General features: G+C 50.9%; 21 protein-coding genes. 10 read left to right on the plus strand and 11 right to left on the minus strand.

Annotated elements, in window-relative coordinates; all coding sequences use genetic code 11:
- Positions 1-3 precede the first annotated feature (3 nt).
- Positions 4-477 carry a tRNA (uridine(34)/cytosine(34)/5-carboxymethylaminomethyluridine(34)-2'-O)-methyltransferase TrmL gene (gene trmL, locus ACXI0A_RS00830; RefSeq protein WP_476150697.1) on the plus strand — a complete coding sequence of 158 codons (474 nt, stop codon included), beginning with the start codon at positions 4-6 and terminating at the stop codon, positions 475-477.
- On the opposite strand, the gene cysE is transcribed toward trmL, so the two are convergent.
- From cysE to ACXI0A_RS00855, 5 genes are all read right to left on the minus strand, one after another.
- Complete coding sequence (gene cysE / locus ACXI0A_RS00835) at positions 474-1,289, minus strand: serine O-acetyltransferase (protein ID WP_100702003.1); 816 nt, start codon at positions 1,287-1,289, stop codon at positions 474-476. The genes trmL and cysE overlap by 4 nt on opposite strands.
- Before the next feature lie 67 nt (positions 1,290-1,356).
- Positions 1,357-2,376, minus strand: coding sequence for an NAD(P)H-dependent glycerol-3-phosphate dehydrogenase (gene gpsA / locus ACXI0A_RS00840; RefSeq protein ID WP_476150696.1), 1,020 nt, complete (start codon positions 2,374-2,376; stop codon positions 1,357-1,359).
- On the minus strand, positions 2,376-2,840 hold the full coding sequence (gene secB / locus ACXI0A_RS00845; RefSeq protein WP_224935003.1) for a protein-export chaperone SecB: 465 nt from the start codon (positions 2,838-2,840) through the stop codon (positions 2,376-2,378). The genes gpsA and secB overlap by 1 nt, the downstream gene beginning before the upstream one ends.
- Before the next feature lie 39 nt (positions 2,841-2,879).
- Positions 2,880-3,134, minus strand: coding sequence for a glutaredoxin 3 (gene grxC, locus ACXI0A_RS00850; RefSeq protein WP_224935005.1), 255 nt, complete (start codon positions 3,132-3,134; stop codon positions 2,880-2,882).
- A gap of 17 nt (positions 3,135-3,151) precedes the next feature.
- On the minus strand, positions 3,152-3,583 hold the full coding sequence (locus tag ACXI0A_RS00855) for a rhodanese-like domain-containing protein (RefSeq protein ID WP_034823789.1): 432 nt from the start codon (positions 3,581-3,583) through the stop codon (positions 3,152-3,154).
- A 249-nt stretch (positions 3,584-3,832) separates the two neighbouring features.
- Here ACXI0A_RS00855 and envC point away from each other — a divergent pair, with 249 nt between their 5' ends.
- The 3 genes from envC (at position 3,833) to ACXI0A_RS00870 (ending at position 7,277) form a co-directional block, all read left to right on the plus strand.
- Entirely contained in the window at positions 3,833-5,134 is a 1,302-nt protein-coding gene (envC, locus tag ACXI0A_RS00860; RefSeq protein ID WP_224935007.1) for a murein hydrolase activator EnvC, read from the plus strand.
- Between the two features lie 3 nt (positions 5,135-5,137).
- Entirely contained in the window at positions 5,138-6,037 is a 900-nt protein-coding gene (locus tag ACXI0A_RS00865; protein WP_476151193.1) for a divergent polysaccharide deacetylase family protein, read from the plus strand.
- A 139-nt stretch (positions 6,038-6,176) separates the two neighbouring features.
- The gene (locus ACXI0A_RS00870; protein WP_476150695.1) at positions 6,177-7,277 is read left to right on the plus strand and encodes a glycosyltransferase family 9 protein; all 1,101 of its coding nucleotides are present in this window, start codon (positions 6,177-6,179) and stop codon (positions 7,275-7,277) included.
- A gap of 129 nt (positions 7,278-7,406) precedes the next feature.
- On the opposite strand, the gene ACXI0A_RS00875 is transcribed toward ACXI0A_RS00870, so the two are convergent.
- From ACXI0A_RS00875 to rfaD, 4 genes are read right to left on the minus strand one after another with little or no spacing between them, the layout of a single operon-like run.
- Positions 7,407-8,501, minus strand: coding sequence for a glycosyltransferase family 9 protein (locus tag ACXI0A_RS00875; RefSeq protein WP_476150694.1), 1,095 nt, complete (start codon positions 8,499-8,501; stop codon positions 7,407-7,409).
- Positions 8,502-9,491: a lipopolysaccharide heptosyltransferase RfaC gene (rfaC, locus tag ACXI0A_RS00880; RefSeq protein WP_476150693.1), complete on the minus strand. Its 990-nt coding sequence runs from the start codon at positions 9,489-9,491 to the stop codon at positions 8,502-8,504.
- A 2-nt stretch (positions 9,492-9,493) separates the two neighbouring features.
- On the minus strand, positions 9,494-10,537 hold the full coding sequence (gene rfaF / locus ACXI0A_RS00885; RefSeq protein ID WP_476150692.1) for an ADP-heptose--LPS heptosyltransferase RfaF: 1,044 nt from the start codon (positions 10,535-10,537) through the stop codon (positions 9,494-9,496).
- Positions 10,538-10,554: 17 nt separating this feature from the next.
- Positions 10,555-11,487 (minus strand): ADP-glyceromanno-heptose 6-epimerase, encoded by a 933-nt coding sequence (gene rfaD / locus ACXI0A_RS00890; RefSeq protein ID WP_224935018.1) that lies wholly within the window; start codon positions 11,485-11,487, stop codon positions 10,555-10,557.
- Between the two features lie 231 nt (positions 11,488-11,718).
- On the opposite strand from rfaD, the gene ACXI0A_RS00895 reads away from it, so the two are divergent.
- Together ACXI0A_RS00895 and tdh are read left to right on the plus strand one after the other, a co-directional pair.
- Positions 11,719-12,927: a glycine C-acetyltransferase gene (locus ACXI0A_RS00895; protein WP_476150691.1), complete on the plus strand. Its 1,209-nt coding sequence runs from the start codon at positions 11,719-11,721 to the stop codon at positions 12,925-12,927.
- Complete coding sequence (tdh, locus tag ACXI0A_RS00900; RefSeq protein WP_476150690.1) at positions 12,924-13,952, plus strand: L-threonine 3-dehydrogenase; 1,029 nt, start codon at positions 12,924-12,926, stop codon at positions 13,950-13,952. Before ACXI0A_RS00895 ends, tdh begins: the two co-directional genes overlap by 4 nt.
- A gap of 34 nt (positions 13,953-13,986) precedes the next feature.
- On the opposite strand, the gene ACXI0A_RS00905 is transcribed toward tdh, so the two are convergent.
- Positions 13,987-15,069, minus strand: a complete 1,083-nt coding sequence (locus ACXI0A_RS00905; RefSeq protein WP_476151191.1) for a glycosyltransferase — start codon at positions 15,067-15,069, stop codon at positions 13,987-13,989.
- A gap of 186 nt (positions 15,070-15,255) precedes the next feature.
- Here ACXI0A_RS00905 and ACXI0A_RS00910 point away from each other — a divergent pair, with 186 nt between their 5' ends.
- Positions 15,256-16,227 (plus strand): polysaccharide deacetylase family protein, encoded by a 972-nt coding sequence (locus ACXI0A_RS00910; RefSeq protein WP_476150689.1) that lies wholly within the window; start codon positions 15,256-15,258, stop codon positions 16,225-16,227.
- On the opposite strand, the gene ACXI0A_RS00915 is transcribed toward ACXI0A_RS00910, so the two are convergent.
- Entirely contained in the window at positions 16,202-17,233 is a 1,032-nt protein-coding gene (locus ACXI0A_RS00915; protein WP_476150688.1) for a glycosyltransferase family 9 protein, read from the minus strand. The two genes, ACXI0A_RS00910 and ACXI0A_RS00915, sit on opposite strands and share 26 nt — an antisense overlap.
- Positions 17,234-17,410: 177 nt before the next feature.
- Here ACXI0A_RS00915 and ACXI0A_RS00920 point away from each other — a divergent pair, with 177 nt between their 5' ends.
- The 3 genes from ACXI0A_RS00920 to ACXI0A_RS00930 all read left to right on the plus strand — a co-directional run bounded on the left by ACXI0A_RS00920 (position 17,411) and on the right by ACXI0A_RS00930 (position 20,676).
- Positions 17,411-18,400: a glycosyltransferase gene (locus tag ACXI0A_RS00920; protein ID WP_476150687.1), complete on the plus strand. Its 990-nt coding sequence runs from the start codon at positions 17,411-17,413 to the stop codon at positions 18,398-18,400.
- 73 nt (positions 18,401-18,473) lie between these two features.
- Positions 18,474-19,550, plus strand: coding sequence for a putative lipopolysaccharide heptosyltransferase III (gene rfaQ, locus ACXI0A_RS00925; protein WP_476150686.1), 1,077 nt, complete (start codon positions 18,474-18,476; stop codon positions 19,548-19,550).
- Positions 19,543-20,676: a glycosyltransferase gene (locus ACXI0A_RS00930; RefSeq protein WP_476150685.1), complete on the plus strand. Its 1,134-nt coding sequence runs from the start codon at positions 19,543-19,545 to the stop codon at positions 20,674-20,676. Before rfaQ ends, ACXI0A_RS00930 begins: the two co-directional genes overlap by 8 nt.
- Positions 20,677-20,738 lie beyond the last annotated feature (62 nt).

The following is a 20,738-nucleotide window of genomic DNA, read 5'->3' on the forward strand; positions in this document are numbered from 1 at the left end:
CTTATGCTGAACATCGTTTTATTTGAACCTGAAATTCCGCCAAATACTGGCAATATCATCCGCTTGTGTGCGAATACTGGCTTCCAGTTGCATCTGATTGAGCCGCTGGGCTTTGCCTGGGATGACAAGCGTCTACGCCGCGCCGGGCTCGATTACCACGAATACACCTCGCTAAAAAAACACGCCAGTTACGCAGCGTTTATCGAGTCTGAAGCGCCACAGCGTCTGTTTGCTCTGACCACCAAAGGCACGCCTGCCCATAGTGCTGTGAGCTATCAGAAAGGGGATTATTTGATATTTGGCCCCGAGAGTCGTGGCCTGCCAGCAGAGATACTCAATGCATTGCCTGCGGAGCACAAGATTCGCATCCCAATGATGGCGGAAAGTCGCAGTATGAATCTGTCGAATGCGGTATCTGTGGTGGTATATGAAGCGTGGCGCCAGCTTGATTACGCTGGCGCGCTGATTAAAAGCTAGATTCCGTCGCCATATTCGAAGCCAGCGCCGGTGAAATGCTGATCCATATCCATCGACGGTTTGTCGCTGGTTGGCTTACCGACGATACGTGCTGGAACACCTGCGGCCGTGGTATGTGGTGGCACAGGCTGTAATACCACTGAACCGGCGCCAATTTTCGCGCCGCGCCCCACTTCGATATTGCCCAGAATTTTAGCACCCGCGCCAATCATCACCCCTTCGCGGATTTTCGGATGGCGATCGCCGCTGGTTTTACCGGTCCCGCCCAGCGTGACCGATTGCAGAATCGATACGTCGTTTTCAATCACTGCCGTTTCACCGATCACGATGCCTGTGGCATGGTCAAGCATGATGCCGCGACCAATACGTGCAGCGGGGTGGATATCCACGGCGAAGGAGACGGAGACTTCATTCTGCAGGTAGACAGCCAGCGCACGGCGGCCCTCTTTCCACAACCAGTGGCCGATGCGATAAGCCTGCAGCGCGTGGAAGCCTTTCAGGTACAGCAATGGGGTTGAGTATTTATCGACAGCCGGATCGCGCAGGCGCACCGCCTGAATATCGTAGGCCGCAGAGACAATCATCTCTGGATCTTCGCGATAGGCTTCCTCAACGATTTCACGTACCGCAATGGCCGGCATAATCGGATTGGCGAGTTTGTTCGCCAGCATATAGCTCAGTGCGCTGCCAAGATTTTCGTGCTTGAGCAAAGTCGCGTGATAAAAACTGGCCAGCATGGGTTCACAATCAGCCAGCGCTCTGGCTTCAGCTTTGATGTTGTTCCAGACCAGTTCTAACTCTTCTGACGACATTGCTCTGTGCTCCCGATAAAAAAAGCGCCTGAGAGGCGCTGCAGGTGATTTAGCTGAGCATCCTGCTTCAGCTTTGGCTGTTTTCGTCCTTCCTTGAACGACCAAGTAAACTCAATGCTGCCTCTCGCGCCGATTTTTCGCAATACAGTACCTGATAAATCTGCTCGGTTATCGGCATTTCAACACCCACTCGTGCAGCCAATGCTTTGACTTCTTTGGTGTTTCGGTAACCTTCTACAACTTGTCCGATAATGCGTTGCGCCTCATCAACGCTCTCGCCTTGTCCCAGCATCATGCCAAAACGACGATTGCGGGATTGATTATCGGTACAGGTCAGCACTAAATCGCCTAGCCCCGCCATGCCCATAAAGGTGGTTGGGTCGGCGCCCAGTGCAGCACCCAGGCGACTCATCTCTGTCAATCCACGGGTGATTAAGGCAGTGCGTGCGTTGGCACCAAAACCAATACCATCGGAAATGCCGGCACCAATCGCAATCACGTTTTTCACCGCACCACCCAGTTGCACACCGATGAAGTCCGGATTGTTATAAACGCGGAAGCTTTTACCACAGTGCAGTTTTTGCTGCAGATCTTCAGCGAACTGCGCGTCAGTGGCAGCCAGCGCTATCGCTGTAGGCATGCCCGCCGCAAGTTCTTTCGCGAAGGTTGGACCTGAAACCACGGCCAACGGAATTTGATCGCCGAGGATATCACGCGCAACATCCTGTAAAAGACGACCAGTCTCTTTTTCCAGACCTTTGGTTGCCCAGACAATACGTGAGTCTGCACGCAGATGCGGCTTCAGTTGGGTGAGAACATCGCCAAACACGTGGCTTGGCACCACCACCAACAGATCGCGGCTGGCACTCACCACTGTTGCCAAATCGGCTTCAGGAACAAGATTGTCAGGGAAAGGTACATCAGGCAGGAAAGCGGCATTACATCGGTCAGCCTGGAGCTGCGCCACGCTTTGCGGATTGTGGCCCCAGAGCAGAACCGGATGGCCGTTACGGGCCAGCGTAATGGCCAATGCGGTGCCGTACGAGCCGGCACCGATGACGCTAATCGAAGCGTTGAGTGTAGTCATCAGGCATCCTGACGTGGCGCTTCGCCTTCACCTTGCTGCTGCAGATAGTTCATGAACAGGGCATCAAAGTTAACTGGCGCCAGATTGAGCTGCGGGAAAGTACCACGAGACACGAGGCTGGTGATGCATTCACGTGCATACGGGAACAGAATGTTCGGGCAGTATGCACCGAGGCAATGCGCCATCTGCGTGCCTTCGATACCACCGATAGTGAAGATACCCGCCTGCTGAACTTCGCATAGGAATGCAGTGTCTTCGCCAACGGTTGCTGTCACGGTAACGCGCAGAACAACTTCATAAACTTCATCAGCCAGCTGAGATGAAGCGGTGTCCAGATCCAGTTTGACTTCCGGTTCCCACTCTTTCTGGAAAACCTGAGGTGCGTTTGGCGCTTCATAGGAAACGTCTTTGGTGTACACACGTTGAATCTGGAACTGCATTTCGTTAGTGGTATGTTCTGACATGTTACTAAATCCTGTGAGTTAAATTGTCTGACCGAAAAATTATGCCTGGAGTAAGGGATCAAGTCCCTGACGCCCATCCAGCGCGTAAAGATCGTCACAGCCGCCAATGTGCTGTGCATCAATAAAAATCTGTGGAACTGTCGTACGGCCGCTACGCTGAATCATCTCTTCCCGTTTCGCCGTGTTCCCATCAATGGGAATCTCCTGGAACGATACGCCTTTCTGATCCAATAACGCTTTTGCCCGGTGGCAATAAGGGCATGTAACTTTGGTGTAAATCTCAACATTAGCCATGCAGTTACCTCTGAGAATTATTTACCGCGTACCAGTGGCAGATTCTCACCACTCCAGCCACTCACGCCATCTTTCAGCACGGAGACTTTTTCAAAACCTTCAGCGCTCAATTTAGCGGCTGATTCACCCGCACTCTGGCCGGTGGCGCATACCACAATTATGGGCTGCGACTTGTGCTTTTCCAGTTCGGCAAAGCTACCTTTTTTAATATCAGCCGCTGCAATGTTCACTGCACCTGAAATGTGTCCTTTGCGATAATCATCGCGTGAACGCACGTCTACAACCACCGCATCCTCTTTGTTAATCAGGTGGGTTGCTTCGCCACGGCTGATCGTTTTTACCTTAGAGAACATTCCTTTAACGGTGGTCACAATCACCAGAACGAGTAAAACAACCCATGCCAGACTAAGGATGGTGTGATTGCTTGCAAACTGCATAATTTCTTGCATGAGGGGTAACGACTCCAGACCGGGCTAATAAGCTAAAACAAGGGTTCTGAGTATACCTGCGCCACTTAGCATGTACAGTCGCGAAGCGGGCAGAGTTACGATTTGTGCGTCATTTTCCAAAAAAAGTGTTCTAATCGCAAAATTGAGTCAAGGTTTACGCCGGTAAGCTCGGCACCGACATCTTTCGTAAAGCAAAACCCGCCCGGGATAACTGGTAAGCGGCTGTTCATCGTGGAATAATTATCGACTATGAAGGGAAAAGCGACCGTTACACACACAAGGACCCGTTACAACGGCCCAGCGCATCCGTTGTCATTTCGCTGGTCCGAAATCTCCCTGAGCTTGCTCTGCGCGGGCGTGCTGCTATTGCCCGTTTATGCACACAGCGCGGATGACAGCAAAACCCAGCTCAAGTCCATCCAGCAGGATATTGCTGATAAAGAGAAAAGCGTTAAAGCGCAGAAATTACAGCGCAGCAAACTTCTCGATCAACTGCAAAGCCAGGAAAAAGTGATTGCGCAAGCCAGCCGACAATTACGGGAAACGCGCAACAGCTTGACCGCGCTCAACGGCGAAATCACGCAAATTACCACCTCGATCTCTCGTCTGGAAAAACAGCAGGCGCAGCAGGAAAAACTGCTGGCTCAGCAATTGGATGCGGCCTTCCGACAAGGTCAGCATAATGGATTGCAGCTACTGCTGGGCGGGGAAGAAGCCCAGCGCAGTGAGCGCATTCTTGCCTATTTCGGCTATCTTAATGCTGCACGTCAGAAAAACATCGACGATCTCAAACAAACTCAGCAGCAGCTGGCTGAGCAGCGTCAGGCGTTGCAAGGTAAACAGGAACAACAAAAATCCCTGTTAGCCCAGCAGCAGTCGCAGCAGGCCAAACTGGAAACAGCCAGTGCAGCGCGTAAGAAAACCCTGACGGTACTGGAAAGCTCACTGGAGAAAGATCAGGCCGATTTGGTTGAGATGCGGGAAAACGAAAGCCGCCTGCAGGATAAAATTGCTAAAGCCGAGCGTGAGGCGCGTGAGCGTGCTGAGCGCGAAGCACGTGAGGCGGAAAAAGTTCGCCAGCGTCAGGCACAGGCGAAAGCCAAAGGATCAAGTTATCAACCCACACAAAGCGAACGTGAGTTGATGGCACGTACCGGTGGCCTCGGCAAGCCGGGTGGGCAAGCTGTATGGCCGGTGAACGGACGTATTGAACACCGCTTCGGTGAATCCATGCAGGGTGAACTGCGCTGGAAAGGTCTGGTGATTGATGCACCAGAAGGCACCGAAGTGAAAGCCATCGCCGATGGACGCGTACTAATGGCCGACTGGCTGCAAGGCTACGGTCTGGTTGTGGTATTGGAACATGGTAAAGGCGACATGAGTCTTTATGGCTACAACCAAAGTGCGCTGGTGAGCGTCGGTACTCAGGTGAAGGCAGGACAGCCTATCGCCCTTGTAGGTACCAGTGGCGGCCGCGGCACGCCTTCGCTCTACTTTGAAATCCGACGTCAGGGACAGGCCGTCAATCCACTACCGTGGTTAGGAAGATAAGTGTTGTTTCAGCCTCAAAAGCTCTCAATCGCGCTCTGCGCACTGTTTTTCACACTTTCGGCTCAGGCAGGCAAACTCTCAATTGTGATCGATGACTTCGGTTATCGTCCGGTTGAAGAGAATAAAGTGCTGCAAATGCCCGCCGCGATTTCGGTCGCTGTGCTGCCAAATGCGCCTCATGCTCGCGAGATGGCAACCAAAGCGCATCAGGGCGGCCATGAGGTGTTAATTCACTTGCCAATGGCACCGCTCAGTAAGCAACCGCTGGAAAAAGATACCTTAACCCCAGAGATGAGCAGCGAAGAGATCGCACGCATCGTTCGGGATGCCTCCGGTAAAGTGCCCTTCGCTGTGGGGTTGAACAACCATATGGGCAGCAAAATGACGTCCAGCCTGCCCGGCATGCAGAAAGTGATGCAGGTGCTGAATCAGTATAATTACTACTTTCTCGATAGCATGACGATCGGCAATAGCCAGTCCATTCCGGCGGCACAGGGTACGCATGTTAAAGTGCTGAAACGTCGCGTATTTCTTGATGACAGCCAGAATGAATCTGCCATCCGTGAACAGTTTACGCGCGCGGTGAAACTGGCCCAGCGCGACGGTTATGCCATAGCGATTGGCCATCCGCACCCCACCACCGTTCGTGTGCTGCAACAGATGCTGCCATCACTGCCGGGCGATATTACGCTCGTACGTCCGAGTCAGTTGCTGAATGAGCCTGTGCATCAGGGTAAAACTCCGCCGACATCCGATAAATCTCCGGCGCCGAAGTTCCGTGCTCCGGGAGTGTGTAAGGCCGGTAAAGCATTGCCGCCTGTGCCGCAGAACAGAGCCATTCAGGTGTTAGTAGAAAGCATTTCTAATAGCTACGTTCTACAACAACTTAACAAGTTATTTTGATTCTCACTACCGCCCAGTGTCGTTATGCTGGGCGTCGCTTTGATCCGTAAAAGATTCATTTACAATGATGAAACTAATAAATAAGTTAAAGGTCTTATAAGCGGAATTTCGAGAATATTGATGATGATAGAATGGGTTTATGATGCGTAAATTGTGGAAATTCAAAGCGATTGATAAGGCCATTAGGCTGTATATGCTGATTAAGGGCAGCCCGCTAAAAGTGGCCTCAGACCTTGAAAATATTAATCCACGACATATTGTGATTTTTTCAACCACAGCGCTTGGTGATTTCCTCTTTAATACTCCAGCAATAAGAGCAATTCGAAAACGCTTTCCAGAAGCTAAAATAACCTTAGTGGCACATCAAAAATTTTCTGATTTCTTGCAGGTAGGTGAGGACTGGGATCAATTCATCCCATGGAATAATAAAGCAATCACCCTATCCGGGCTGATAAAATCATTAAAAAAACTCCCAGAACCGGATCTCACTCTTCTTTTACACTCCCATGAACCTTATGATTATATTGCTGCATTGCTCGCCGGATCTAAATGTATAATAAAAGACAATTACTTTGATAATTTACAACTACGGGATAAATGGTTATCTGAATATACCATAGGTTTCCGTGGGCATATTATTCAGCGTAAGCTTACACTTGTGCAATCTCTAGGCTGTGATATTTCAAATATTGAAATGAAGATGCCAATGACCGTTTCTAAAAAATGCCTGACTGATTTCCCTGTCATAGGTTTTCAGATTGGCGCCTCGACATCAGAACGTTGCTGGTCACCAAAGCATTTTGCAACCGTTGCCGCTTCGCTATTTTCAACGCACTCAACACTGAGCTTGATTCTTACTGGGGGGCCGGGAGATAAAAATAGAGCAGATGAATTTATGCAGTATCTGCCAGAAATTTATCGAAACAGAGTGACCAATAGAGTAGCAAATACTACGCTAGCTGAACTTACGCAATTGCTCAACAATCTTGACCTGCTGTTGACTGGTGATACAGGACCATTGCATATTGCCGTTGCGGTAAAAACACCAACGGTTAGTCTATTCACAACAGCTAATCCTTATAATACTGGGCCATTTCAAAACCCAGAGTTACACGATATAATTTATATTTGCCCTAAAAAAAGCCATCAACATCATGCCCACATCATGGATATCATTGAACCAAACATTGTTATTGAAAAAATAAATCAAAAAATAATGAGACGATTTAATAATACGTAAAGCTTTGCATTTAGGATATGGTTAATTAAAGTAAAAAATGCCACAACTTAATTCAGTGGCATTGTTAAAAATATATTTTAAGAATGAAAAGCAAGCGACTTCAATTAACTGTATCAATGTATTAAACTTTCATGAATCATTAATGGAAAGTAACTCCGATATCTTTTTCACTATATCATCTACATCGATTGTAGATACAGCGTGATACTTGTCTTTAGTATAAATCTGCCGAGCAAGATTATAGCCGGGTGCCCATACCATACTATTCACATATCCACCATGAGTGTCATGTCCATATAATCCAATTAGTGGCTTTTTCCACGCAGCCGCGATGTGAACTACTGCAGTGTCCGGAGAAATTACTATATCTGCCAAATGCACAATCTCACATGCACTCGCTAATGTATTGAAAGGATTAATCCTCGCATTTAATAAATCCAGTCCCTTGATCCTACAAGGATCGCCGACTAAGATAACCTCCACATTTTTCCATTTTATTTTTATTTTTTCGATTAGCGCTGAAAGCTGTTCCAATGACATATCACGGCGAACATCAGCAGCGAATGGATTAACAACAATTTTCAAGGAAGCATTGATACTGCCCATGAAATTGCAGACTTCATTGCGTATCTCATCGGGGATATGAATATCATAATCAGTACTAAAAGAACTAAATTTAAAGCTTTTCATCAACAAATTATAACGCTCTGTTATATGATCATCATAGCCAAGATAATCCAGAGATTTATTATATATATTAAACCCCTTTTTGTTGAAACCTACAACATTACTGGCATTTAATACATTTAAAAAAAGCAAGTGGAAAGGGGAGATTTTATCCCCCATATCAATGACCACATCATATCTTTTTTTCGATAAAAATTTTGCTTGAGCTATTCTTTTTTTCTTTCCCTCATCAACGATAAAAAACTCATCGACAAATGGGTTGCATTCAATAACTTTTGAATTATTTTTACCTGCTAAAACACTGACATGATATCCCTGCCGTTTAAATTCCCTGAAAAGAGATGTCGAAACGACCATATCTCCAATCTTGTCATCATCACGAAGAAATAGAACAGACTTATTTTCAGAAATAGAAAATTCTCTTTTAGAACGGTGATCCCAAATCCATCGAGCAATGTTTAAACGCAATGCTTTCATCAAATAGTTACGTTGACGATTCAATGCGCGCAGCCTGCCAAATTTCTTTTTATTTTCCACTTAAATCTGTCCGCTATCTTCACGTGAGATCAAAATAATCTCAAGTTGAGCAAAAACGTCTTGGGCCAAAAGCGAAAGTAGATTGCAGTCTTTCGCCTTTAACTCATACTGATTCTTACCATAACCCCCAATCAAACCCGGATCGGTCGGACCAAAAAGCGTGATATTCGGGCGATCCAGCGCGGCGGTCAGATGACTCAAACCGGTATCGACTGAAACAACAGCGCGCGCGCCCGCCAATTGCTGTGCCACCTGCTCCAGGGTTAATTTTGGCAGGACCTCTACGTGGTCAAAACCTTCAGCCATTCTTAATGCACGCTGATGCTCATGCTCGGCGCCCCAGGGCAGTTTCACCCGCAGGCCGGTAGGCTGCACCAGTTCAATCAGTTCGCGCCAGTGTGACTCAGGCCAATGCTTGTTATCGCGCGTGGTGGCATGCAGAAACACCAAATACTCATTTGCATCGCTGGGCAGCGCGGAGAGGAAATGGCCTGCAATCGCATAATCACCCTGGGTCTCCGGTTTCGCGTAACCCAGGCTTTTAGCAAATAACTCACGCGTGCGTTCTACCGCATGTTGCTGTTTGTTGATTTCATGGCGTTTGTCATACCACCAGCTGGCGAAGGGTTCCCGCGCGCTGCGACTGTCTTGTCCATGCTTTACGCCTTTAGCCAGGCGCGTCACCAGCGCGGCGCTTTTGATTAACCCTTGCGCATCGATCACCACATCATACTGGCGCGATTGCAGGTCGCGTTTAAATAGAACGCGCTCTTCACGCTGCTGGCTACCAAACCAATGTTTACGCCAGCGACGAATCGCTACCGGCAAAACTTTATCCACAGCCGGATGCCAACTGGGGATCTGAGCAAAATTCTCTTCGACGGCCCAATCAAAACGGATGCCGGGAATAGCCTGCATCGCATCTGTGAGCGCCGGTAACGTGTGCAGCACGTCCCCCATGGAGGAGGTTTTTACAATCAAAACGTGCATGGCTACTCCTGCACCGGATGCAGCAGCGTGCTAAGTTCCTGATGAACTCGAGCAGGCTGAATATCAATGAGACTCTGGTGATAACCCTCTTCGGCATCACCTTTACGTACTTTGTGATAGCCGGAGATCAAACGAATAACACGCGCCTGATGAGACAGCGGCGGCGTGAAATCCGGGCTGCTCGGGCCATACAACGCGACTAACGGACGGTTCAGTGCGGCGGCAATGTGCATCAACCCGGAGTCATTACTGACGATGGCCGCGCAATGTGCGATCAAAATAACCGCCTGCTCTAATTGCGTATCGCCCGCCAGATTCTTGCAATGCACTCGTGCTGATTCCGATAACGTTTGGACCATCATGTCACCGGTTTCGCGATCTTTAGCCGAACCGAACAGCACTACCTGGTAGCCTTCACCAATCAGTTGCTCGGCAAGCGCCGCGTAATGGTAGTGCGGCCAGCGCTTGGCTGGGCCAAATTCAGCGCCAGGGCAGAATCCAATCACCGGGCGATCGGCGGACAGGGCAAACTGCGCTGCCGTCATGCGCTTCTCGTCTTCATCGACACGCAACTGCGGCCACAGTAATGGCTGCGGCAACTGTTGAGCAGAAGCGATGGGTTTGTCATAGCCCAGAGCAACATAGCGCTCCACCATCAGCGGAAAGGCAGCTTTATCCAGCACACGCACATCGTTCAGCACGCCATAGCGCATCTCGCCACGCCAGCCGACGCGGCGCTGGATACCTGCAAAGAACGGCACCAGAGCCGACTTGAAGGAGTTCGGCAGCACATAAGCACGATCATAGCCGCTGGCCTGAAGGGATTTACCCAAGCGACGCCTTTCGCCTAACGCTAAAGCGCCATGGCCCAGCGGCATCGCTAGCGCCTGATTGACTTCCGGCATGCGTGATAGCAAAGGCCGGCACCAGGCCGGCGCCATCACATCAATGACCGCATCCGGGTTCTCAGCCTTGAGCGTGCGATAGAGACTTTGCGACATCATCATATCGCCGACCCAGGAAGGGCCAATGACCAGAATTTTCATCGCTGGTGCCGGTTTCCTTATGCGTTACGGTTGAGCCAGGTCATGTATTCACCCACGCCCTGAGCAACGGTTTTAAACGGCTTGTCATAACCGGCTGCGCGCAGATTGGTCAGATCCGCCTGAGTGAATGCCTGATAGCGGCCTTTCAGTTTCTCAGGGAATGGGATGTATTCGATCTGACCTTGCTGATGGAACTTCAGTACCGCATCGGCCACTTCCTGGAAGGATTCTGCACGGCCAGTACCACAGTTGTAGATGCCTGAGACACCGTTTTCCCAGCACCACAGGTTTACCGCAACCACATCGTCAACATGAATGAAATCGCGGCGGAAGTCGTCGCTGCCTTCAAACAGTTTTGGATTTTCACCGTTGCTAATCTGCGTGTTGAGGTGGAATGCTACGCTCGCCATGCCACCTTTGTGACCCTCACGCGGGCCGTAAACGTTGAAGTAGCGGAAGCCACACACTGGGGATTCTGCTTCTGGCAGAATCTGACGCACATAGTGGTCGAACAGCATTTTTGAGTAGCCGTAGACGTTCAGCGGCTGCTCGTACTGGCGCTCTTCAATGAAGTTTTCATTACGGCCACCGTAAGTGGCAGCTGATGAGGCGTAAAGGAAAGGAATTTCGCGTTCCAGGCAGAAATGCAGCAAGTCTTTGGAGTACTGATAGTTGTTATCCATCATGTACTTGCCATCCCACTCGGTGGTCGCTGAGCAAGCGCCTTCGTGGAACACCGCTTCGATTGGGCCCAGATCTTCGCCGGACATGATGTAAGAGAGAAACTCTTCTTTATCCATGTAATCCGCGATATCCAGATCCGCAAGGTTCACGAATTTGGTGCCATCTTTCAGATTATCCACCACCAGAATATCGGTAAGACCGCGGTCGTTCAGCGCTTTAACAATGTTGCTGCCAATCATGCCAGCGCCACCGGTTACGATAATCATATGCTTTGCCTTTAAACAGTTGGGGTGAAACAGGAGGTTTCACACACGAATGCCTGACATCATAACATTTCAGCCCGAGACAGGCAGCCAGATGACTCCGTAACCGCTGCACAAATTACATCCACCGCGTGAACTATGCTGCAAAACGAAGATTTCTCTGGCGGAAATGTCGGCACGATGCGTCCTGATTAGTAATATGTGCCAAAGATTTGCTATCTGAGGAGCAGAATCATGTCCAGTCAGTTTTATTCGCAAATCCGTCAACAACTTGAGACAACGCGTCAGGACGGATTGTTCAAACAAGAACGTACGATTACATCGGCACAGCAGGCGGAGATCAATGTCGCCAACAGTCCGCCTGTTATTAACTTCTGCGCCAATAACTATTTAGGCCTCGCGAATCACCCAGCGCTGATTCAGGCGGCTAAAGAGGGCATGGATTCGCACGGCTTCGGTATGGCCTCGGTACGCTTTATCTGCGGAACCCAGGATATCCACCAGCAGCTTGAACATAAACTGGCTGAGTTTCTTGGGATGGAGGATGCCATCCTGTTCTCCTCCTGCTTCGATGCCAACGGCGGCCTGTTTGAAACCCTGCTCAGTGCGGAAGACGCCATCATTTCCGATGCGCTCAATCACGCTTCAATTATTGACGGTGTGCGCCTGTGTAAAGCACAGCGTTATCGCTATGCCAATAACGATATGGCTGAACTAAGAAGCCGTCTGCAAGAAGCGCGTGATAAGGGCGCGCGCCATATCCTGATCGCCACTGATGGCGTGTTCTCGATGGATGGCGTGATTGCTAATCTGGAAGGCATTTGCGATTTGGCCAACGAATTTGACGCATTGGTGATGGTCGATGATTCCCATGCCGTTGGTTTTGTTGGTGCAACTGGACGTGGTACCCATGAATACTGCGGCGTAATGGATCGCGTGGATATCCTGACCGGCACTCTGGGCAAAGCGCTGGGTGGCGCTTCTGGTGGCTATGTGGCCGCAAAAAAAGAGGTGGTTGAATGGCTGCGCCAGCGTTCGCGCCCTTACCTGTTTTCCAACTCTCTGGCACCCGCCATCGTCGCAGCCTCATTGCGGGTGTTAGACCTGCTCAGTGAAGGCGATGGATTACGCCAGCGTCTGTGGGATAACGCCCGCTTCTTCCGCGAAAAAATGACTGCTGCTGGCTTTACGCTGGCAGGTGCCGACCATGCCATCATTCCAGTGATGCTGGGTGACGCAAAAGTGGCACAACAGTTTGCCAGCCTGCTGCAAAAAGAGGGTATCTACGTTACGGGCTTCTTTTATCCGGTGGTTCCGCAGGGCCAGGCCCGCATTCGCACCCAGATATCTGCCGGCCATACGCAGGCACAACTTGAACAAGCCGTTGCCGCCTTTACGCGCATTGGTAAACAGTTGGGCGTGATCGCAGGAGCAGAACAATGAAAGCACTGGCCAAATTAAAAGCTGAAGAAGGCATCTGGATGGTGAAGGATGCGCCGATTCCCGAACCTGGTCACAATGACCTGCTCATCAAAATCCGCAAAACGGCGATTTGCGGTACCGACGTTCACATTTACAACTGGGATGACTGGTCGCGTAAAACCATTCCTGTCCCGATGATTACCGGCCACGAATATGTCGGCGAAGTTGTCGGTATGGGCGAGGAAGTAAAAGGTTTTGCCGTTGGCGACCGCGTCTCCGGCGAAGGCCATATCACTTGTGGTCACTGCCGAAATTGCCGCGCCGGCCGCACACATCTGTGTCGTAATACCGTCGGTGTTGGCGTCAATCGCCAGGGCTGTTTTGCCGAGTATCTGGTGATTCCTGCATTTAATGCTTTCAAGATTCCCGACAATATTTCTGACGAGCTGGCGGCGATTTTCGATCCCTTTGGCAACGCGGTGCATACCGCGCTGTCGTTTGATCTGGTCGGTGAGGATGTGCTGATCTCGGGTGCCGGCCCGATTGGTATTATGGCTGCTGCGGTGTGCAAACATGTGGGCGTACGCAATGTGGTCATCACCGATATCAATGAATACCGCCTTGGTCTGGCGCGTCAGATGGGCGTGACGCGCGCCGTGAATGTGGCGCAGGAAAATCTGCGCGATGTGATGACAGAGCTGGGCATGACGGAAGGCTTCGATGTCGGGCTGGAAATGTCTGGCGCTCCTCCCGCGTTTCGTACCCTGCTGGAGGTGATGAACCATGGTGGACGTATCGCCTTACTGGGCATTCCACCGGGTGAGATGGCGATTGACTGGAATCTGGTGATCTTCAAAGGACTGTTCATCAAAGGCATCTATGGCCGCGAGATGTTTGAAACCTGGTACAAAATGGCAGCGTTGATACAATCCGGCCTCGACTTAACACCCATCATCACACATCGCTACCACATCGATGAATTCCAGCAGGGATTTGACGAGATGCGATCCGGGCGTTCCGGTAAAGTGGTGCTGAGCTGGGATTAAGGATTTACAGGGAGGCTTTCGAGCCTCCATCGTCTCACTTAATCAATGCCAGATATCGCTGACAGATTACCTCAGTATCAAATTCCGCAAAGGCATCCGCTGGCAGCAACGGTGGATGCTGGTAGATGTCTCGCATTGTTTCTGCCAGCGATTCAGGATTGAGATCTGCCAGGCCACGAGCCAAATCGCCTCGCAACAGCCACTGCGGGCCACCCGGACAACGAGTGCTAACAACAGGCGTGCCACACAACACGGCTTCGATCAGCACATTACCAAAACCTTCGCTATCCGAACTGACGATCAGCATTGTCGCCCGGCTAATCCACGCATAAGGGTTTTGTGTAAAGCCCTGAAAAATCACGCGGTCAGCAATACCTAACGCTTGCGCCTGGGCTTCCAAAGCGGCTTTACGCTGTGACGAACCCTGTCCCAATAACACTAAGGGCAGCTGAATATTGCTTAATGCGTAAGCCTTTAACAGGCGGTCATGCCGTTTAGTTTCGTGGAAGCGCCCCACGTGCACCAGAAAACCAGACCCAGGCACCTCAGCGGGTTCTGCTGCCAACTGCCGAATCATTGCAATGTCGAACGGATTGCCAATCACCGCTTCGCGTGTGAGCTGCACATCAAATTCCGCTTTCAAATCATCCAGCACGGCAGGTGAAACGCCGATCACGTTACGCCCCTGATAGACCTGCTGGATCTTACGTGCCTTTAACCAGCGAGAGAATCCGGTGCGATGTCCAAGATAGGAGGCTGAAAACACCCCATGCAGGCAAAACCAGGTTTTCTTCGCAGCCAGTGCACGGCTGCGACGCACAATACGGTCAGTTTTGTGCAGGTGAGACACGACCAGATCGAATTCACCCGCCGTCTTCTCCGCCTGCTGTACCGCAACGTCCAGCAAACGGGCTCGCCGACTGAGTTCAGTGATTTTGCGCCAGGGACGACGATTAGTGTCTTCAATGACCTGATAATCCACACCCGGCGGCAAGGGGTACTCACACACTTTTCTCAGGGAAAAAAGGGAAACGCGATGCCCTTGATCCAGCATACCGGTGACCAGCGTCAGAACCACTTTTTCAGCGCCGCCGCCCGGCAAACCATCTATCACCATAAGTATGCGTTTTGACAAAATACCCTACCTGTCTGAATGAAATAACGTGTGAGTGACCGCAGTGCTGGTCTGGATATTAGCGCAGATCCGTCATGATTTTCGCCTGTTTCCTGCTCGGGCAAATAGTTTTGCGTCACTGAATGGCTCAGCGTAACATTGCGATTTTATTGGCTTCAGGCGGCGAACATGACCCGGCACGCGTTCCTCATTACCATCGACACTGAAGGCGACAACCTTTGGCGCAATCATCGTTCAATCACCACCGACAACACCGGTTATCTGCCGCGTTTTCAAAACCTGTGCGAACGTTATGGTTTTAAACCCACCTGGCTAACCAACTATGAAATGGCGATGGATCCTGCGTTTGTGGAATTCGGCAAAGATGTCATCGCGCGTAATCAAGGTGAGATAGGCATGCATCTACATGCATGGAACAGTCCGCCTGAAGCCCCGCTCACCGATGATGACTGGCGTTGGCAGCCTTTCCTGATTGAATACCCCGATACCGTGCTGCGTGATAAAGTCGTTTATATGACTGATCTGCTGGAAGAAAAGTTCCAGACAAAAATGCTGAGCCATCGTGCAGGTCGTTGGGCGTTTGATGAACGCTATGCCGCCATTCTCACCGAATTGGGTTATCAGGTGGATTGCTCTGTCACTCCGCGCGTAAACTGGTCTTACACACGCGGCGCGCCACAGGGAAAAGGCGGTACTGACTATACCGATTTCCCGTTTAAACCCTATTTCATCGATCCGCAGGATATTTCACGTAGCGGCGACTCCTCACTGCTCGAAATCCCTATGAGCATTCAGTACAAATACTCGCCGTTGATGAATACCTTTAAACAGAACATCTATCGACTGCGCGGCAAGCAGAAAAGTCCTGCGGTGCACTGGCTGCGTCCATCCGGGGGTAATCTTGCGGATATGCAGCGTGTTGTCGAAATGTCGCTGGCAGAAGGGAATAATTACACTGAATTTATGCTGCACAGCTCAGAGTTCATGCCAGACGGCAGCCCAACGTTTAAAAACGAGCGCGATATCGAACAGCTTTATGCGGATTTAGAGGCGCTCTTCAGTTGGTTAGCGCCTCGTTTCGTTGGCCAGACCCTGTCGGAATACCACGACAGTTTTAAGCTACAGCAGTCCGCACGTTAAGTTTCTGCCATGCCTGCCAGACCGTTTCCGGCGCGATATCACCGCATTCACCGGAATCGGTCTGCATAATCTGGTACTCACCCGACCACGGATGCCACTGACTGGCATCCGTATCGCCAAAGAATACCACCTGCTTTTTATGCAGCCCGGCAGCGAGATGCATCTGCCCGCCATCGCTACACAAAATTTGCTCGCAGCAATCAAAGCCTGCGATGACTTCCCGCACCGATGCGGTGGGATAGCGCGCCACGCGTTGTGAATTGACCAAATCCATCAACTCGTCAGCACGCGCCGCATCGCCTTTGTCATGGGGATCCAGCGTGCCCTGCGGCGACCAAAACACCAGAACGCGCGCCTGCTCATCTTCCAGCAGCTTATTAATAAAAGCCGCATAGCTGGCTATCGGCCAGCGACGCTTAGGGCTGCGGCTGCTGATGTGCACGCCATAGACCCGCCCCGGCGAGGCGAAGCTTTGTGCGACACGTGCTTTGGCCGCTTCACGTTCTGCATCTGTGAGATAAAGATTCACGGAGGGCACTTCAGGGAGGTTGTCAGTCAACGCAGAGAGATAAGAAAAGGTATGTTCGACCTGATGGCTGCCCTGAAAATCGCTTTTACGGAACGGATGGTCAAGCTGAATATCGGGCAAAGCTGCGCCAATAATATTGTGTGCGCCTGCCATTTTTGCCAGCCGTAAGCTGTATTTGCAAGGCACCGGATTAGCCAGAATCGTAGCATCAAAGCGCGTTTTACGCAGTGCCAGCATGATTTTGACCCGCTGCCAGTAAACGCCGAGCGTGGTTTCATTCTTGCCGCGATGTTTGGCTTTCTTATAGACATACAGACGATCAACATGAGGATTATGGCTCACCACATCCTGCGCGATCTTATTAACCAATAGGGTGATTTTTGCGTCAGGAAAAGTGCGTTTCAAACCTTCCAGCAGAGGAGTGGTACACACCATATCGCCAATGTTATCGCGGCGGATAACAAGGATGTTTTTCATACTGATGCCCAGGGTAAAAAGGATTGATGCCAAACATTCCGGCCAGAACCGTTCCTAAAAGCGCAAAAATGCTAGCGAGCTAACTACTTTTGACCATTAATGTCCAAAAAGTTCTGAATTTCTTAGCAATAATTAACGTAAGAGAATCGTAAATAATTCATAAAACCATAAATAACAATGTCGCTTGATAATCCCGCACTTTCCATCATTACCCCCATGTTCAACGCTGGCGCGATGTTCGAGACGTTTATGCAGTCTCTTTTAGCGCAATCGCTGACAGACCTTGAAATCATTATCGTCGATGATGGTTCCACCGATGGTTCCGGTGAACGCGCTGAGGCTTATGCACGCCAGCATCCTCAGGTGCAGGTTATTCACCAGGCTAATGGTGGTGTATCCCGCGCACGCAATGCCGGATTAGCCGTCGCAAAAGGCAAGTACGTCACATTCCCGGATGCAGACGACACCATGAACCCGGCCATGTATCAAACGCTGGTTGAAATGGCCGAGCGTGACAATCTGGATGCCGCGCAGTGCAACGCGGAATGGTTTTTCAAAGCCAGCCAGACAACCAAACCGTTAATTCCCCTGGATCGCTTGACCAGCACCGGTGTGTTAAGCGGCCCAGAATGGTTGAACACCGCGCTGCAGACGCATCGATACATGCATGTGGTATGGCTGGGTATTTATCGTCGTGAACTGATTCAACAAAACAATCTCACCTTCGAACCGGGATTGCATCATCAGGATATTCCCTGGACCACTGAGTTCATGTTCAACGCCAAACGCGTGCGCTACACCGATCACATGCTCTACCGCTATTACCTGCACGATGCCTCCATCAGTAACCGTAAACGCACCGGTCAGCGCAATGTAGAGTATCAGCGTCATTACCTGAAAATCGCGCAGATACTGGAAGAGATCAATGCACGCTACCGCGATAAAGTTAAAATCTATCCCGCATTCCATTATCAAATTACGCGTGAAGCGCTGAGCGTCTGTCATTCCATTCGCCGTGAGCCCGAAGAGAGCGCACGGCAGGCGATGATTGAGGATCTGTTTGCAACGCAAACCCATAAACGGATGCTGCGGAATGCACGCGGCGCGCGGCAGTGGTATCAACTGCTGCTATGGCTGAGCCGGATTTATCGCTGGCGTCACAAATAAGCGCCGCGGCTGGCTTTCGCCCTATAGGGGTTTGCCCTACAATCAGCTCACTGAAATTTGAGATCATTTGAGTATGGCAAGCCTGATTCCAGCCCAATTTGCACCGAAAAATATTCTGTTGATCAAGCTGCGCCATCACGGCGATATGCTGCTGACCACGCCCGCCATCAACGCGCTCCGTCAGCGTTATCCGCAGGCCAACATCGACGTCCTGCTGTACAAAGAGACGCGGCCGATGCTGGAAGCACACCCCGCCATTCGCCAGCTGCATATCATTGACCGCAACTGGAAAAAAGAAGGCGGCTGGCAGAAACTCCGCCACGAGATGGCTCTGCTTACAGCTGTGCGCGCCTGTCATTATGACGTGGTGATTAACCTCGCCGACCAGTGGCGTAGTGCCATTATCACGCGGTTTTCTGCAGCTCCGGTGCGCATTGGTTTTGCCTTCGCTAAACGTGACAACGCCCTGTGGCGCTGGTGCCACAACCATCTGGTTTCGACTAAAAACCATAATCAGCTCCATACCGTTGAGCAGAATATGGCTGCGCTTGAACCACTGGCTATCAGCGCAGAAGGTGCAACAGCCTCGATGCACTTCAGTGCGGCTGATAAACAGAAAGTGCAGGATGTGCTGGCTCAGCAACAGGTCAACGGGCCGTTTATCGTGCTGCAGCCGACATCGCGTTGGGTATTCAAATGTTGGGACGATGAGAAAGTCGCGCAGTTGATTGATACGCTCGCCGCCGATGGTCATACCATCGTGCTCACTGCCGCCCCAGATCAAAAAGAACAGGCGATGATTGCCCACATTCAGTCGCTGTGTCACAGCCAGAATGTGGTTTCACTTGCCGGTCAGCTCTCTTTACCGCAACTGGCGGCGCTGATTGATGCCGCGCAGCTGTTTATTGGTGTGGATTCCGCTCCCATGCACATGGCTGCTGCACTCGATACCCCCTGTCTGGCGCTGTTTGGGCCCACCAAATTACAACACTGGCGTCCGTGGGGTGAAAACAATCGCGTGATCTGGGCCGGTGATTATGCGCCGCTACCTTCGCCAGACGACATCGACACCAAAACAGAACAGCGCTATCTCTCGGCCATTCCGGTGGATGATGTGGTGGCCGCCGCAAGGAAATTTTTGCATGACTAAGTTACGCCTGGCGATTGTCCGGCAGAAATATCGTCCAGATGGCGGTGCCGAGCGTTTCATTTCGCGGGCGCTGGAAGCGCTCGACAGTGAGCAGCTCGACCTCAATATCATCACGCGTAGCTGGCAGGGCACACCGAATCCGGCGTGGCATCTGCATATCTGCAATCCGACTAAATTCGGGCGCGTATCGCGTGAACGCGGTTTTGCCCGTGCGGCACGTGAATGCTGGGAGCGTGAAAAATTCGATATCGTACAGAGCCACGAACGTATCGCGGGCTGCGATATCTTTCGCGCCGGTGATGGCGTCCATCGCGTGTGGCTGGAGCAACGGGCGCGCATCGTCTCGCCGTGGCAGCGTTTAAGTGCCACGCTGAGTCCCTACCATCGCTATGTTCTGCAGGCTGAAGCAGAGATGTTCAATGCAGCATCTTTAAAGGCGGTGATTTGTAATTCGGAGATGGTGAAGCAGGATATTTTGCGTCATTTCACGCTAGATGCGAGCAAGATCCATGTGATTCACAACGCCATTGATAGCCAACGTTTCCAGCCAGCCACTGAAGCTCAGCGCCATGTCATGCGCGAGCAGTTAAAACTGCCGCAAGACGCCACGGTGATGATTTACGTGGGGTCAGGTTTTGAGCGTAAAGGTTTGAAAGCGGCAATCGAAGCGCTCGCCCATAGCGATCGCTATTTGGTTGTGGTCGGCCAGGACAAACAACTTTCACGCTATCAGCAATTGGCGAATCAGCTTAATTGCCTCGATCGTCTGCGCTTTGTCGGCGTGCAGCAGGATGTGCAGCCCTACTATCACGCCGCCGATGCGCTACTATTGCCAACGCTTTATGATCCTTTTCCGAATGTGGTGCTGGAAGCAATGGCGTGTGGTTTAGCGGTCATCACCAGCACTGGCTGCGGCGGCGCAGAATTTATTACTGCCGGTCAGGAAGGTTTCGTTTGTGATGCATTAGATATCAAGGCATTAAATGATGCCATTATTGCCACACCCGCGCTTTTGCAGAATTCTGCCATGGGCGAAGCCGCACGCCGCAGAATCGAACCTTTCGGTCCGCAGCGACTGGCGCAGTCCCTGACTTCACTCTATCAACAGGTGCTGAAGACCAGCTGACGAAGTGGTATGAGCAGGCGGTCAGTTTCTGATAACATGCCGCCTTTCATGTGTTTTTTGAC

This window comes from Pantoea sp. C1E2, assembly GCF_056491465.1.

Coding starts and splice junctions, on each gene's coding strand:
- trmL (WP_476150697.1), top strand. CDS start 4: ATGCTGAACATCGTTTTATTTGAACCTGAAATTCCGCCAAATACTGGC.
- cysE (WP_100702003.1), bottom strand. CDS start 1,289: ATGTCGTCAGAAGAGTTAGAACTGGTCTGGAACAACATCAAAGCTGAA.
- gpsA (WP_476150696.1), bottom strand. CDS start 2,376: ATGACTACACTCAACGCTTCGATTAGCGTCATCGGTGCCGGCTCGTAC.
- secB (WP_224935003.1), bottom strand. CDS start 2,840: ATGTCAGAACATACCACTAACGAAATGCAGTTCCAGATTCAACGTGTG.
- grxC (WP_224935005.1), bottom strand. CDS start 3,134: ATGGCTAATGTTGAGATTTACACCAAAGTTACATGCCCTTATTGCCAC.
- ACXI0A_RS00855 (WP_034823789.1), bottom strand. CDS start 3,583: ATGCAAGAAATTATGCAGTTTGCAAGCAATCACACCATCCTTAGTCTG.
- envC (WP_224935007.1), top strand. CDS start 3,833: ATGAAGGGAAAAGCGACCGTTACACACACAAGGACCCGTTACAACGGC.
- ACXI0A_RS00870 (WP_476150695.1), top strand. CDS start 6,177: ATGATGCGTAAATTGTGGAAATTCAAAGCGATTGATAAGGCCATTAGG.
- rfaC (WP_476150693.1), bottom strand. CDS start 9,491: ATGCACGTTTTGATTGTAAAAACCTCCTCCATGGGGGACGTGCTGCAC.
- rfaF (WP_476150692.1), bottom strand. CDS start 10,537: ATGAAAATTCTGGTCATTGGCCCTTCCTGGGTCGGCGATATGATGATG.
- rfaD (WP_224935018.1), bottom strand. CDS start 11,487: ATGATTATCGTAACCGGTGGCGCTGGCATGATTGGCAGCAACATTGTT.
- ACXI0A_RS00895 (WP_476150691.1), top strand. CDS start 11,719: ATGTCCAGTCAGTTTTATTCGCAAATCCGTCAACAACTTGAGACAACG.
- tdh (WP_476150690.1), top strand. CDS start 12,924: ATGAAAGCACTGGCCAAATTAAAAGCTGAAGAAGGCATCTGGATGGTG.
- ACXI0A_RS00905 (WP_476151191.1), bottom strand. CDS start 15,069: ATGGTGATAGATGGTTTGCCGGGCGGCGGCGCTGAAAAAGTGGTTCTG.
- ACXI0A_RS00910 (WP_476150689.1), top strand. CDS start 15,256: ATGACCCGGCACGCGTTCCTCATTACCATCGACACTGAAGGCGACAAC.
- ACXI0A_RS00915 (WP_476150688.1), bottom strand. CDS start 17,233: ATGAAAAACATCCTTGTTATCCGCCGCGATAACATTGGCGATATGGTG.
- ACXI0A_RS00920 (WP_476150687.1), top strand. CDS start 17,411: ATGTCGCTTGATAATCCCGCACTTTCCATCATTACCCCCATGTTCAAC.
- rfaQ (WP_476150686.1), top strand. CDS start 18,474: ATGGCAAGCCTGATTCCAGCCCAATTTGCACCGAAAAATATTCTGTTG.
- ACXI0A_RS00930 (WP_476150685.1), top strand. CDS start 19,543: ATGACTAAGTTACGCCTGGCGATTGTCCGGCAGAAATATCGTCCAGAT.